At 68.8% G+C, this 13080-nt stretch carries 11 protein-coding genes; 8 read left to right on the top strand and 3 right to left on the bottom strand.

Going from position 1 to position 13080, the window contains the following annotated elements; translation table 11 throughout:
* The first annotated feature begins 58 nt into the window (after positions 1-58).
* Positions 59-235: a hypothetical protein gene (locus AB3X08_RS17895; RefSeq protein ID WP_369934104.1), complete on the top strand. Its 177-nt coding sequence runs from the start codon at positions 59-61 to the stop codon at positions 233-235.
* Positions 232-1473 carry a histidine-type phosphatase gene (locus tag AB3X08_RS17890; protein ID WP_369934103.1) on the top strand — a complete coding sequence of 414 codons (1242 nt, stop codon included), beginning with the start codon at positions 232-234 and terminating at the stop codon, positions 1471-1473. The genes AB3X08_RS17895 and AB3X08_RS17890 overlap by 4 nt, the downstream gene beginning before the upstream one ends.
* 239 nt (positions 1474-1712) lie before the next feature.
* Here AB3X08_RS17890 and metK read toward each other — a convergent pair whose 3' ends face one another.
* Positions 1713-2924 (bottom strand): methionine adenosyltransferase, encoded by a 1212-nt coding sequence (metK, locus tag AB3X08_RS17885; RefSeq protein WP_369934102.1) that lies wholly within the window; start codon positions 2922-2924, stop codon positions 1713-1715.
* 205 nt (positions 2925-3129) lie between these two features.
* On the opposite strand from metK, the gene AB3X08_RS17880 reads away from it, so the two are divergent.
* The 3 genes from AB3X08_RS17880 (at position 3130) to AB3X08_RS17870 (ending at position 8254) form a co-directional block, all read left to right on the top strand.
* On the top strand, positions 3130-4848 hold the full coding sequence (locus AB3X08_RS17880; protein WP_369934101.1) for a lysophospholipid acyltransferase family protein: 1719 nt from the start codon (positions 3130-3132) through the stop codon (positions 4846-4848).
* Positions 4845-5669: a UDP-2,3-diacylglucosamine diphosphatase gene (locus AB3X08_RS17875; RefSeq protein ID WP_369934100.1), complete on the top strand. Its 825-nt coding sequence runs from the start codon at positions 4845-4847 to the stop codon at positions 5667-5669. The genes AB3X08_RS17880 and AB3X08_RS17875 overlap by 4 nt, the downstream gene beginning before the upstream one ends.
* Positions 5670-5875: 206 nt before the next feature.
* Positions 5876-8254, top strand: coding sequence for a tetratricopeptide repeat protein (locus tag AB3X08_RS17870; RefSeq protein ID WP_369934099.1), 2379 nt, complete (start codon positions 5876-5878; stop codon positions 8252-8254).
* 23 nt (positions 8255-8277) lie between these two features.
* Here AB3X08_RS17870 and AB3X08_RS17865 read toward each other — a convergent pair whose 3' ends face one another.
* Entirely contained in the window at positions 8278-8664 is a 387-nt protein-coding gene (locus tag AB3X08_RS17865; protein ID WP_369934098.1) for a hypothetical protein, read from the bottom strand.
* A gap of 374 nt (positions 8665-9038) precedes the next feature.
* Between AB3X08_RS17865 and AB3X08_RS17860 the strand changes: the two genes are divergently transcribed.
* From AB3X08_RS17860 to AB3X08_RS17850, 3 genes are all read left to right on the top strand, one after another.
* Positions 9039-9692, top strand: coding sequence for a hypothetical protein (locus AB3X08_RS17860; RefSeq protein WP_369934097.1), 654 nt, complete (start codon positions 9039-9041; stop codon positions 9690-9692).
* A 294-nt stretch (positions 9693-9986) separates the two neighbouring features.
* On the top strand, positions 9987-11060 hold the full coding sequence (locus tag AB3X08_RS17855) for a metal-dependent hydrolase (RefSeq protein ID WP_369934096.1): 1074 nt from the start codon (positions 9987-9989) through the stop codon (positions 11058-11060).
* 348 nt (positions 11061-11408) lie between these two features.
* Entirely contained in the window at positions 11409-12092 is a 684-nt protein-coding gene (locus AB3X08_RS17850) for a hypothetical protein (protein ID WP_369934095.1), read from the top strand.
* Between the two features lie 150 nt (positions 12093-12242).
* On the opposite strand, the gene AB3X08_RS17845 is transcribed toward AB3X08_RS17850, so the two are convergent.
* The gene (locus tag AB3X08_RS17845) at positions 12243-13070 is read right to left on the bottom strand and encodes a class I SAM-dependent methyltransferase (protein ID WP_369934094.1); all 828 of its coding nucleotides are present in this window, start codon (positions 13068-13070) and stop codon (positions 12243-12245) included.
* Positions 13071-13080 lie beyond the last annotated feature (10 nt).

Below are 13080 nucleotides of genomic sequence, written 5' to 3'. Positions count from 1 at the left end.
GCGTGCCGGCGCTCGATGCGTGGCGCGGGCGCATGGCGGCCGGCGTGCGCAGCTGGTCTTGGTGCTGGATACGCAGCGCGTCGGCGGCGATGACGCCGCCGGTACGCTTTCCCCGCAGCGGCTTGGCGACCGACTCGCCATCGCCGTGGACGCGCGCTGCGATCGGATCGGCATGCACGACGCTGCGTGCCGTGCGGCGATCGGTTTCTTTTCCCCTTTTTTGGATCGACGATGAGCAAGCGGATGCGTTGGATGCTGTGGATGGCGCTGGCGGCGACCGCCGGCGCGCAGGCGCGGCCTGCACGCGAAGCGCCCGCGCCGAAACTGCAGCTCGAGCAGGTCGTGATGCTGTTTCGCCACGGCGTGCGCGCCCCGCTGGACGGCGAGGCCGCGGCAGCGGCATTGGCCGACCGTCCATGGCCGGTGTGGACCACGCCGGCGAGCCTGCTCACCGCGCATGGCTGCGTGGCCGTGCGGTTGAGCGGCGACTACACCCGGCAATGGCTGGTCCGCGACGGCGTGCTGCCGGCTACCGGCTGTCCTGCCGATGGCACGGTCAGCGTCTACGCCAACACCGACCAGCGCACCATCGCCAGCGCGCAGATCCTGGCCGAGGCGCTGGCCCCCGGCTGCGGACTGCAGGCCGGGCACCAGGCGCAAGGCAGCGACGATCCGCTGTTCCGTCCGGTCGAGGCCGGTGCGGTGGACTTCGATGCCGATGCCGCGGTGGCGTCGATCCAGCGCCAGACCGGCGGTCCGGGCGCGGTGCTCGCGCCCTATGCCAAGGAACTGCGCACGATGCAGACGATCCTCGGCTGCAGCGCGAAGGACTGCGATTTCGCGCAGATGCCCTCGTCGCTGAGCGCCAGCGGCAGTGGTCGCGGCATCGCCCTGCACGGCCCGCTGGACCTGACCTCCGGCACTGCCGAGGTGTTCATCCTGCAATATGCCGAAGGCCTGCCGCTGGACCAGGTCGGCTGGGGCCGCGCCACCCGTGCACGCATCGGCGCGGTGTCGCGGCTGCATGCGCTGCTGTTCGAGATCTACGCAAGGCCGCAGTACATGGCCGCGCGCGCCGGCGCGCCGCTGGCGCGGCGGGTGCTGGACACGCTGGGCGTGGCGGACGCGGCCAAGGTGAGCGTGCTGGTCGCCAGCGATACCCACATCGCCGCGCTCAGCGGCTTGCTCGATCTGCACTTCCATCTGCCCGGCTTCGGCCAGGACGATTCGCCGCCGGGCGGCGCGCTGGTGCTCGAGCAACTGCGCGACGTGCGCAGCGGCCAGCGCTACGTGCGCCTGCGCTACCAGGCGCAATCGCTGGACCAGCTGCGCGCGCTGACCCCGCTGAGCCTGCGCAGGCCGCCGCTGTTGCAGACCCTGCATGTGCCCGGCTGCAGCGATGCCAAGACCCAGCTGTGCACGTTGCCGCAGTTTCAGAAGGTGATGCAGGACGCGTTGCAGCGGCGCGGCTGAGTCGGCGCCGCTGCGGCAGGTGCGTATGTTGCGCCGACGCCGGCATGAGGCGGATTGGGCGAGGGCATATCGCGCGGTCGCCACCGCTTTTTGTAGGAGCGGCTTCAGCCGCGACCGGGGATTTCCGGTGATGCCCGGTCGCGGCTGAAGCCGCTCCTACAGGAAGCGGATTGCCGGGACCAACCAAAAAAAACGGGCCGCAGTGCGGCCCGTTTTCGTGCAAGCGTCGCAGCGCCGGCTTACTTCAGCTTCGCGTCCGCGCGCAGAGCATCGGCGCGGTCGGTCTTTTCCCACGAGAACGCCGTGGCGTTGTGCTGTGCGCCGGTGCCGTCGGTGTAGGTGAACGCCTTCGGGGTGCGGCCGAAGTGGCCGTACGAGGCGGTCTGCTGGTACATCGGGTGGATCAGGTCGAGCATCTGGATGATGCCGAACGGACGCAGGTCGAAATGCTTGCGGATCAGCTTCTCGATCTGGTCGTCGGCGATCTTGCCGGTGCCGAAGGTGGTGACCGAGATCGAGGTCGGCTCGGCCACGCCGATGGCGTAGGAGACCTGCACTTCGCAGCGGTCGGCCAGCCCGGCGGCGACCACGTTCTTGGCCACGTAGCGCGCCGCGTAGGCCGCGGAACGGTCGACCTTGGACGGGTCCTTGCCGGAGAACGCGCCGCCGCCGTGGCGCGCCCAGCCGCCGTAGGTGTCGACGATGATCTTGCGCCCGGTCAGGCCGCAGTCGCCCACCGGCCCGCCGATCACGAACTTGCCGGTCGGGTTGATGTGGAACTTGGTGCCCTTGTGCAGCCACTTGGCCGGCAGCACCGGCTTGAGGATTTCCTCGCGCACGGCTTCGACCAGGTGCTTCTGCTTGATGTCCGGATCGTGCTGGGTGGACAGCACCACCGCGTCGATCGCAGTCGCCACGCCGTCTTCGTAGCGCAGGGTGACCTGGCTCTTGGCGTCCGGGCGCAGCCACGCCAGCGGCGAGTTCTTCTTCTTGCGGATCTTGGCCTGCTGCTCGACCAGGCGGTGCGACAGGTGGATCGCCGCCGGCATGAAGCTGTCGGTCTCGCGGGTGGCGTAGCCGAACATCAGGCCCTGGTCGCCAGCGCCCTGTTCTTCCGGCTTCTTGCGGTCCACGCCCTGGTTGATGTCCGGCGACTGCTTGCCGATCAGATTGAGCACGCCGCAGGTCTCGCCGTCGAAGCCGACCTCGGAGCTGTTGTAGCCGATGTCCAGGATCACCTTGCGGGTCAGCGCTTCCAGGTCGATCCAGGCGCTGGTGGTGATTTCGCCGGCGACGATCGCCACGCCGGTCTTGACCAGCGTTTCGCAGGCCACGCGCGCGCGCTTGTCCTGGGTCAGGATCGCGTCGAGCACGGCATCGGAAATCTGGTCGGCGATCTTGTCCGGGTGGCCTTCGGAGACCGACTCGGAGGTGAAGAGATAGCTGGACATCGCGGCTATATCCTTGTATTCGGATGAAAAGATGGACGCGCATGATACACGGGCGCGCGGTGCTGTGCATTGTGGGCCCGCCACCGTTGGGCAAGGTTAACCGGTCAGCCGGCGGGAGCGCGGGCGTCACTTTGCCGTAGTCATATTGCAAGATCGGTGTCGCCGCCGGGGCCGAAGCTGTGCGCAGTCAGCAAGGGGGCTTGCCGTGCTCGCACTCGAACGTCGTCTGCAGGATCGCTACCCGCACTGGTTCGCCGGGCGCCGTTCGCGACTGGTGCGGCCGCTGCTGCGCGGCCTGCAGAAGTGGTCGGGCCTGGACGCGCTGGACGCCTTCCTGGACGCCAGCCACGAGCTGCGCGGCTTCGCCCTGGTCCAGGCCGGGCTGGATTTCCTGCAGGCGCGCTACGTGGTCGCGCCGACCCCCGCCGAGTGCATCCCGGCGCGCGGGCGGCTGCTGATCGTCGCCAACCATCCGTCCGGCGCGCTGGACGCACTGGCGCTGCTGGATTGCGTGGGCCAGGTGCGGCGCGACGTGAAGATCGTCGCCAACGACTTCCTGTGGGCGCTGGAAGGCCTGCGCGAGCTGCTGCTGCCGGTGCGCATCCTCGGCGGCGCGCCATCGCCGGCCAGCGTGCGCGCGATCGAACAGGCGTTGGAGCAGGAGCAATGCGTGATCGTGTTCCCGGCCGGCGAAGTGTCGCGGCTGGGCTGGGGCGGGGTGGCCGACGGGCGCTGGCGCCGCGGCTTCACCCGCTTCGCGCTGCGCACCGCCACCCCGGTGCTGCCGGTGCGCATCCATGCGCGCAACTCGGCGTTGTTCTACGGCGCCTCGGCGCTGTTCAAGCCGGCCGGCACCGCGCTGCTGGCGCGGGAGATGTTCGCCCGCCGCGAGCGGCGCATCGCGCTGAGCCTGGGCCGCGCCCGCGCGCTGCCGCAGGGCCAGTCCGATGCCGAGCTGATGCGCGGCCTGCGTCGCGAGCTGTATGCGCTGGGCCGCGCCGGCACCGACGCGCCCGCGCCCAGCGAGGAACCCCTGGTCGCCGCGGAAGATCCGGCCGCGGTGGCGGCCGAACTCGCCGCGCTGCGCAGCCTGGGCCAGACCGTGGACGGCAAGCAGATCCGCGTGGGCCGGCTGCGTGCCGGCTCGGCGTTGCTGCGCGAGATCGGCCGCCTGCGCGAACTGACCTTCCGCGCGGTCGGCGAGGGCACCGGCCGGCGCCTGGACCTGGACGACTACGACACCTGGTACGAGCACATCGTGCTGTGGGACAGCGCCGCCGCGCGCGTGGTCGGCGCCTACCGCGTGGCCCGTGGCGCGCCGGTACTGGCCGAGCGCGGCCTGGCCGGCTTCTACACCGCCGGGCTGTTCCGCTACGGCGAAGCGCTGCTGCCGCGCATCGCCGCCGGCATGGAACTGGGCCGCAGCTTCGTGGTGCCCGACTACTGGGGCAGCCGCAGCATCGACTACCTGTGGCAGGGCATCGGCGCCTACCTGCGCGACTATCCGCAGGTGCGCTACCTGTACGGTGCGGTTTCGATCAGCGCGGCGCTGCCGCGGCAGGCGCGCGAGCAGATCGTGGCCTACTACGCGCACTACTACGGCGATGCGCGTGGCGAAGCCGCTTCGGCGCGGCCGTTCGATTACTCGCAGGCGCCGCCGGCGTTCGACGCGCTGGACGCGGACACCGCGTTCAAGGTGCTCAAGGGCAACCTGGACGCGCTCGGCGCGGCGGTGCCGATGCTCTACAAGCAGTACACCGAGCTGTGCGAGCCGGGCGGCGCGCGCTTCCTCGCCTTCGGCGTCGATCCGGCGTTCAACGACGCCGTCGATGGCCTGATCGAACTGGATCTGCAGCGCATCCGCAGCAAGAAGCGCGTGCGTTACCTGGAACGGCCACGTAGCGAAGCTGAGGTGATGGCATGAACAAAGTGAGCAGCTTGTCGCCGCCCCCGCGCCGGGCGGTGTTCGTGTCCGACGTGCACCTGGGCGCACCGCACTGCCATGCGCGCGAGCTGGCCGATTTCCTCGGCGGCCTGCAGTGCAGGCAGCTGTACCTGGTCGGCGACATCGTCGATTTCTGGTGGATGGCGCAGCGCCGCGCGGTGTGGGGCGCTGCGCACCAGCGCGTGATCGATGCGCTGCACGCATTGGCGCGCAGCGGCACCGAACTGATCTACGTGCCCGGCAACCACGACCGCCCGATCCGCCGCTTCTGCGGCCTGGCGCTGCCGGCGATGCAGGTGCGCCGGCGCGCGGTGCACGTGACCGCCGACGGGCGCCGGTTGCTGGTGGTGCATGGCGACGACTACGACGCGGTCACCCAGTTCGGCGGCCTGCAGGAAAAGTTCGGCGACTGGCTGTACTACCGCATCCTCACCGGCAACCAGCTGACCAACCGCGTGCGCCGCCGCTTCGGCATGCGCTACTGGTCGCTGGCCGACTACCTGAAGCGCCAGAGCAGCGCCGCCGAGCGCTACATCGAGCGCTTCGTCGACGCCGGCCTGGACGACGCGCGCCGCCGCGGCCTGGATGGCGTGGTCTGCGGCCACGTGCACCGCGCCGGCCTGTTCGAACGCGCCGGCCTCGTCTACGCCAACGACGGCGACTGGGTCGAGAGCCTCACCGCGCTCGCCGAAGAGGCCGACGGTACCCTGCGTCTGCTCTCGCACCGCGACGAAGTGCTGACCGAACTGCCGCCGCGCCTGCGGTTGCCGCTGGACAGCGCCTGGCCGCGGGCGGCCTGACTCCGGCGATTCGCGCGATACGGCGCATTGTCAGGTAAGCGCTCCGGCAGGCCATGCGTCCGTGCCTGCGCATGGCTTGTGCTTAGCGTTTGCGTCCGCGACCAGCGTCGCCCGCGATGACCGCCGGATGCGACGCTCCTCATTTGCGCTGAGGGAAGCGGCGCATCACTGCGTGCCGTACATCCCATGATCGACGCGTCGCGTTCGTGAAACGCGGCGTGCGCTTGATCGGCACGCGTCTCATCGGGTCTACTGCGTTCCGTCGGAGCGGCAAGCCGGGCGGGACGCCGCGATCGAGCCTGGTGGTCGCGCCGACCGACGGCGCCGCGCAAGCTTGTCGCATCTCGATCACGTCGGGGGTCATGGAGAAAGTGAAGCCAGGGAAGGAGCAGTCCGGCTGGTCGTTGCAATCCGCGTGGGACTGGATGAGTCCGATCGCGCCAGCCCATTCCGGCGTCGCTGCCCGACATCCGGAAAACCTGCGACGGTTGTGCACGTTCATTCTGCTCGTGGCGAGCGGCACCTCGATCGCGCGAAACACGGTGTACGGCTGCACGGATGCCAAGCCGGCCCGCACACTTCCGGACTCGGTGCTGTGCGTCCAACATGCGGGACTTCCGCCTTTGGGAGCGGCGGGCGACGGGCAGGTGAAAGCGTTGTTCGCACAAGCCCAGGACCGCCTGGACAGCGGCCGTTTCGAGGCCGCCGAACAGGCGCTGGACTGCGCAGACGCCAACATCGGCGAAGGCGGCGACGAGCACTTGCGCTACGAACTCACCCGCCGCCGCGGCATTCTCGATTTTCGCCGCGAACGCATTCCGCAGGCGCTCGAGCGGTTCAAGTGCGCGGCCACCCTGTCCAGGGCGATCGGCGATCGTGGGGCGGAGGCGCGCGATCTGAACAATGTAGGCGCAGCGCTGCGCCGTCTCGGCGATTTTCACGGCGCCCTGCGCAACCTGACGACCAGCCTCGGGATCCAGCGCGCCCAGGGTGGTGCCGCGGCGTCCGTGCTCACCAACATCGCCGACGTGTATCGCGAATTGCGCGAGCCCGACACCGCGATGGGCTATTACCGCGATGCGCTCGCCGCCAACCGCGCGAAGGGCGATTCCATCGAGGCAGCGCATGTGCAGGAAACCATGGCCGAGCTGGCGCTCGACAGCGGCGACACGCACCAGGCGCTGGCGTGGCTGCAGGAGGCACTGGCTGTCTACCGCGAGAAAGGCCGTCGGGTCTATGAGCTGCGGGTTCATGACGGTCTGATCCGCGCGGCATTGGCGTTGGGCGACGTGCCGCAGGCGCGGCGCTGGAGTTCCAGTGCGCTGGCGTTGGCCGAGGCGTGGCAGTTGCCGCTGCCTTCGGCGCTGCAACTGCAGATGGCGCGGACCACACGGCTCGAAGGCAACGCCGCCGCCACCGCGGTGCGCCTGCGCGAGGCGCTGGCATCGGCCGCCAGCGGCGATCCGGTGCGGGTGTCGCTGCTGGAGGAACTGGCGGGTCTGCAGGAAAGCACGGGCGATGCCGTGGCCGCCACCGCCACGCTGCGGCGCGCGAACGCGGAAGCCACCGCGCTGGTACGCGCGCAGCACGACCGCCAGCTGGACTGGTTGCGGATCCGCTTCGAAACCGCGGAACAGCAGCGAACCATCGCCCTGCTGGAAAGCCAGAACCGCCTGCGCGAGGCCCAGCTGCGGCAACGCACGCTGCTGCTCTGGCTCGCACTGGTGTCCGGCGTCGCGGCAGCGCTCGGCGCGTGGCTGCTGCTGCAGCGGCGCCGGCAACGCGACCGCCTGCTGGACGCTGCACGGCGGGTCCGCCACGAGGAGGAGCTTGCCCGCTATCGGCGCGAGGCGGACGCGTTGGCCGAGGATCGCAGCCTTCTGCAGGCACTGCTCGACAGCCGCGAGGATGCGGTATGCCTGCTCGATGCCGAAGGACAGGTACTGGTCGCCAATCGCAGCGGGCGCCTTCGGCTCGGCGGCGCGGACGATGCCGAGCCTGTGGGACAGGCGGTGTCCGCCTTCGTGGCTGCCGCCGATCGTCCCGCGCTGCAGTCGGCGCTGGAGCGGATGGAGGACAGCGCGGGGCAGCGCATCGAGTTCCTCGCCCAGCACGGTGGCTCGCTGATCGCGACGCTCACACCCTGGCCGGGAGGCGACGGCCTTGTCGTCCTTGCCCTGCAGGAACGCGGCAGCGATGCGGCCGCGGACACCGGGCAGGCCGCGGAGCAGGAGGAGGGCGCCGCCGCGCCTGCGGCGCGCGATGCGTTCCGGCGTACGCTGGTCGAACTCATGCTGGCGGTCATCGACGCCTGGGAACGGGCCACCGGGACAGGCCGGCTGGAACTGGCCGAGCGCAGCCGGATCTGGCGCGTGAACATCGACGACGGCCGCCTGCGCGCACGCGCGATGGAGCGCTACCTGGCGGTCTCCAAGTTGCCGCATAACCCGCGCTGGCGGGATGTGCTGCGTTCGGCCTATTTCGTGCTCACGCACTGCGACGGGTTGTCGGCGGACACGCGCGCCGCGCTGCAGTGCCGGGTCGACGCGGTGCTGGCCTATACCCGCCGGGACGCGCTCGTCTGACGGCGCGCCCCGCTTACCGGCCCTCAGCGTCCGCGCCTGGCCGGGCACACCACGCAAGCGCCCTTCAGGCCCTGCTCCATGCGGTACGCGGTGTGGTGGTCGCGGGCCAGGAAGGTGCTGGGGCCAAGGACGATGGGCTTGGCCGATCGCGACGGTGCCACGACGTCGCAATAGGCGCCGATGGTATTCAGCGCATTCGTATACGGCTCGTGGCTGTCGACCACGCCGCACTTGTCCATCACCTGGCGCAATTGCCCGCCGTCGAAATCGAACTTCACCACGACCTCCGGTTCCTGGTCCTCCTCCAGGCACCAGTCGGGCGGCAGCGTGTCGTGGGCGTGGGCGGCCAGGGGCAATGCCAAGAGGGCTGCGACGATGGCGGCATGGATGGCGGAACGGAAGGCAAGCATCGGAGCCTCGGAACAGGAGAAACGGGACCTGCAGCGTAAGAGGCGCGGCGACGCGGGTACCAGCGCGCTCGCGGGTATAGACCGGGAATAAATCCGCCTAACCAATTGATTTGTGGACGGCGGCGCCCGCGCGCAGGCCGGCAGACGCGCGGCCGCGACGGCCTGATGCCGGCCCTGGGTTCGCCGATTGGACCCGGTTCGTTCCTATGGCGACCCGGCTTCGCCCTCGTGCGCCGCCGCGGGCCTGCCTAGCCTGGAACCGCCGCACCGAGCCGCGTGCCGATGCGGCGGTGGTGGTCACATCGCCCGACGGCCACCGTAGGCAGGTCGGAAGATCCGGGCCGCCCCAATCCATCCCTTGCAAGAGAACGCTCATGAAGAAGAAACTCCTTGCCGCAACCGCCGCGCTTCTGGCCGGCAGTGCCTTCGGTGCCCCCGCGCTGGCGGCCGAGAATCCCGTGGACCAGGCCGGCATCCAGCACAACATGTACCTCGGCTGCCTGATGGACCTGAAGACCTCTCCCGGCGATGCCCTGACCGTTCTGGTCAAGAAGTGCGGTTACGACCCCAACATGCCGCTGGAGCGGTTCATCGCCACGCAACAGCCCATCGTCGATTCGGTCGACCCGACGCGGCCATTCGCGGAAAACCTGGCCGGGCTGCGCCAACAGTTCAGTGCCTACGAATTCTCGTTCATCGTGCGGATCGACCAGATCGTTGAGAACGCCGAAGATCTGGATGCGGCGGCGGTGCAGTTCGAGCAACTGGAGAAGGAGGCCATCGAGCGGCTCGATCACAAGTCGAAGAACGGCGCGCTGATCCTGGGCGGGCTGAGTGTGGCCAGGCACTCCACGCGCTACTGGGCGGAGCATGCGGCCGAGAGCGGCACCATGTCCAAGGGACGGTTCTGGAAATGGCTGGGCGTCATCGCGGGGGACGTGGCTGGCTTTTTCCTCTCCAATGAGAACGTCGGCACGGCGGCCACCACCTCCAGCAATGTCTATACCCTGCTCTTCGAAGGGTTCTGATCCGGGCAACGCATGTCGCAAGGGAAAGGTGTCCCGGCGGGGACACCTTTCCTCGTTGGGCCCACCACGATGGCGCGTGTCGCCGCAGGAGCGACTCCAAGGAAAGGCCAAGGAAGATGCAGTGATCTACCGACTCCGAACCGGGCAGTCGGGGCTGAAGCCGTCCTGCAATGCATCCAGCTAGCGCGGCGCAAGCCCCTTCCGTCGCGACGGACCATGACGGTCAGCGGCGTGGCCACACCTGGCGCCAAGCCCACGCATGGCCGCGACGATCGTGCCTGCTAGCATCGGCCGATGGACTCCCTCACCCAGATCGTACTCGGCGGCGCCATCGCCGCCGCCATCGCTCCCGCCGCGCATCGCCGTGCCGCCTTGCTCGCCGGCGCCGCGCTCGGCACCGTGCCGGACCTCGATTCGCTGTTCCTGCTGCCGCTGACCCGCGACCCGGTGACGCTGATGACGGTGCACCGCAGCTTCAGCCATTCGCTGTTCGTGCTGCCCGTGCTCGGCTGGTTGATCTGGTGGCTGTTCCGCCGCCTCGGCCACGGGCGGGTGGCCGAAGCGCCACGGCGCTGGTTCTGGGCGATCCAGTTGGGGCTGATCACCCATCCGCTGCTGGACGCGTTCACCGTCTACGGCACCCAGCTGTGGTGGCCGCTGCGGCCGCCGCCGGCGATGTGGTCGAGTGTGTTCATCATCGATCCCGCCTACACGCTGTGGCTGATCCTGGCCTGCGCCATCGCCTGGTGGGCGCGCGCCCGGCCCGTGGCGCAGCACGCGCTGCTGGCCGGGCTGGTGCTGAGCAGCGCCTATCTGGGCTGGTCGTTGCTGGCCAAGCACCTGGTCGATCGCGAGGCCGACCGTGCGCTGGCGGCGATGGGCCTGCAGCATGCGCCGCGGTTCTCGGTGCCGATGCCGTTCAACACGTTGCTGTGGCGGGTGGTGGCGATGACGCCCAGCGGTTACGTGATCGGCGAACGCTCGCTGGTCGCCGACCACGGGCCGATGCGTTTCCAGGGCTATGCCTCCAACACCCAGGCGCTGGGCGAAGTGCGCGCGCTGCCGGCGGTGCAGCGGCTGGCCTGGTTCAACCGTGGCTTCATGCGCGCCCAGGTCAAGGATGGCGAACTGGTGCTCAGCGATCTGCGCATGGGCCTGGAGCCGGACTACAACTTCAACTTCGCGGTGGCGCGGCAGCACGGCAACGGCTGGGAGGCGATCGCGCCGCGGCAATTGCAGGCCGCGTACCGGGCGCCGGCGGCGCGTGGGCAGATCCGCGCAGCGTTGGCGCGGATGTGGCAGCGGATCTGGGTCGAACCGGCGTCGCCCGCGCCGGTCGGCGCGCAGGCGCCTGCAGCGGCGCGTTGAGCGCGGCTCGATAGACCGTGGCGTGACGCAGCCGATTCCAGCGCATCCGTGGGTATGGATCGGGAATGAAACGGCGTAAGGCGTTGATTCTTCGAGCGTGGCATTCCTGTCGCAGGCCAGGGCCGCGTCGCCGCGATGCGCTGGCGGTGCCACCGGGTTCGCCAATTCGGCCCGGTTCGCTCCCGTAGCGACCCGGTTTCGCCCTCGTGCCTGGTCGCAGACCCGCCTAGCCTGAAACCGTCGCATCGCGCCATGTGCCGATGCGGTGGTGGTCGCTCGCATGGGTCCTCCGCGTGAAAGTCGGGAGACCTGGGCCGCCCTCTCTCCACTCATTGCATGAGAACACGCATGAATAAAAAGCGCTTTGTCGCAACCGCCATCCTCCTGGTCGGCAGTGCCTTCGGCGCCGCCCCCGTGCTGGCGGCCGAGAACCCGATGGACCAGGCGGGCATTCAGCACAACATGTACCTGAGCTGCCTGATGGAGACGAACGCCTCGCCCGACGAGGCCCTCGCCGTCCTGGTCGAGAAGTGCGGCTACAACCCTGGCATGCCGCTGGAGCGCTTCATCGCTACGCACAAGCCCATGGTGGATGCAATCGACCCGACCCGGCCAATGACCGAAAACCTGGCCGGGCTGCGCCAACAGCTCAGTGCCTACGAGTTCTCGTTCATCGTGCGAATGGACCAGATCGCGCAGAACGCCCAGGACCTGGACGCGGCAGCGATGCAATTGGAGGAGTTGGAGCGGGAAGGCATCGCGTGGCTCGATCCCAAGTCGAAGAACGGCGCGCTGGTTCTGGGCGGCCTGAGCGTGGTCAGACACTCCGCGCGCTACTGGTCCAAATTTGTCGCCGGCACCACATCGAAATACGCTGCGTCTCCGGACCCGAAAAAGGGCTGGTCGATTGTCACGCTGAGTGATACTGCGGGTTACTTTGCCATTGGTAACAGCGTATCGGCGTCTGCTGTCTCCTATCTAACCTTTAACATCCTCGTTTCAGAGGGATATTTCCCACTCTACGCAAACTAAAAAATCTTCTTCATGATCTTGCTTTAGGTATTGCAGATGAAATAAACAAAGGCGTTCCCGCTGAGGGACGCCTTTGTCTAGCAGACACACCGAGAATGCGGACATGTCGCCGCTATTTGGTGTGCAGGCCAGCGGCGCCGTGAGCGCGGTTCAATAGACCGTGGCGCGCGCCTGCACGAACGAATAGAAGAACACCGCGTCCGGATCGCTCTGCACCTGTGCCATCTCCCGGCGCATGCCGGCCACGGTCTCTTCGTCCACCGCGCCAGCCTGCAGCAGCCGTTCGGCCGCCGACAGCAGCACTTCCTCCCAGAACCCGATCATGGTCTTGCGCCGCGCCGGCTCGCGGTTGTCCAGGTGCAGGGTCTTGATCTCGGTGCTGACGTCGCGATAACCGCCGGCCAGCAGCAGGTTGCCGAGCTTGGCGCCGACGAACGGGTCGCCCCCATGGTCGTACTGGAAGTCGTTGAACGCCATCCAGTAGCGCCACACGTTCGGCGAGTACGGGTGCAGCAGGAACGAGGCGTTCATCACCTCGGTCACGTATACCGGCGAACCCGGCGCCAGCACGCGCCGCACTTCGCTGAGCACCCGCGCCGGCGACGGCACGTGTTCCAGCACCCAGCACAGGAACGCCGCATCGAAACTGCGCGGCTGGAACGGCAGGTCGCCGGCGTCGGCCTGCTGCAGCGTGTAGCGGTCCTGGCACCAGGGCATGCGCTGCAGGTTGTCGCGCGCGGCCTGCAACTGCGCCTCGCTCAGATCGATGCCGGTGACGTGCAGCTCGGGGAAGCGCCGCAGCAGGACTTCGGTCTGCGCGCCGACGCCGCTGCCCACTTCCAGCAGGCGCCGCGCGCCGGTGTAGTCGATCTGGTTGAACAAGGTGGCCTCGAGCAGCCGCGCCTGTTTCAGCAGGCGCGCCTGTTCGGTGTCGGAATAGCCGTGCAGATAGGTCGGGGTATCGGCAGACGAGTCCATGGCGTTGCTC

It is taken from the genome of Xanthomonas sp. DAR 34887 (assembly GCF_041245805.1).
GTDB classification, from domain to species: domain Bacteria; phylum Pseudomonadota; class Gammaproteobacteria; order Xanthomonadales; family Xanthomonadaceae; genus Xanthomonas_A; species Xanthomonas_A tesorieronis.
Note: the sequence above shows the minus strand (reverse complement) of the source record. Positions and strands in the feature narration are given on the sequence as shown.

Excerpts from the sequence above, each read along its gene's own strand:
- AB3X08_RS17890 (WP_369934103.1), top strand. The coding sequence starts at position 232 with ATGAGCAAGCGGATGCGTTGGATGCTGTGGATGGCGCTGGCGGCGACC.
- metK (WP_369934102.1), bottom strand. The coding sequence starts at position 2,924 with ATGTCCAGCTATCTCTTCACCTCCGAGTCGGTCTCCGAAGGCCACCCG.
- AB3X08_RS17875 (WP_369934100.1), top strand. The coding sequence starts at position 4,845 with ATGAACAAAGTGAGCAGCTTGTCGCCGCCCCCGCGCCGGGCGGTGTTC.
- AB3X08_RS17865 (WP_369934098.1), bottom strand. The coding sequence starts at position 8,664 with ATGCTTGCCTTCCGTTCCGCCATCCATGCCGCCATCGTCGCAGCCCTC.
- AB3X08_RS17860 (WP_369934097.1), top strand. The coding sequence starts at position 9,039 with ATGAAGAAGAAACTCCTTGCCGCAACCGCCGCGCTTCTGGCCGGCAGT.
- AB3X08_RS17855 (WP_369934096.1), top strand. The coding sequence starts at position 9,987 with ATGGACTCCCTCACCCAGATCGTACTCGGCGGCGCCATCGCCGCCGCC.
- AB3X08_RS17850 (WP_369934095.1), top strand. The coding sequence starts at position 11,409 with ATGAATAAAAAGCGCTTTGTCGCAACCGCCATCCTCCTGGTCGGCAGT.
- AB3X08_RS17845 (WP_369934094.1), bottom strand. The coding sequence starts at position 13,070 with ATGGACTCGTCTGCCGATACCCCGACCTATCTGCACGGCTATTCCGAC.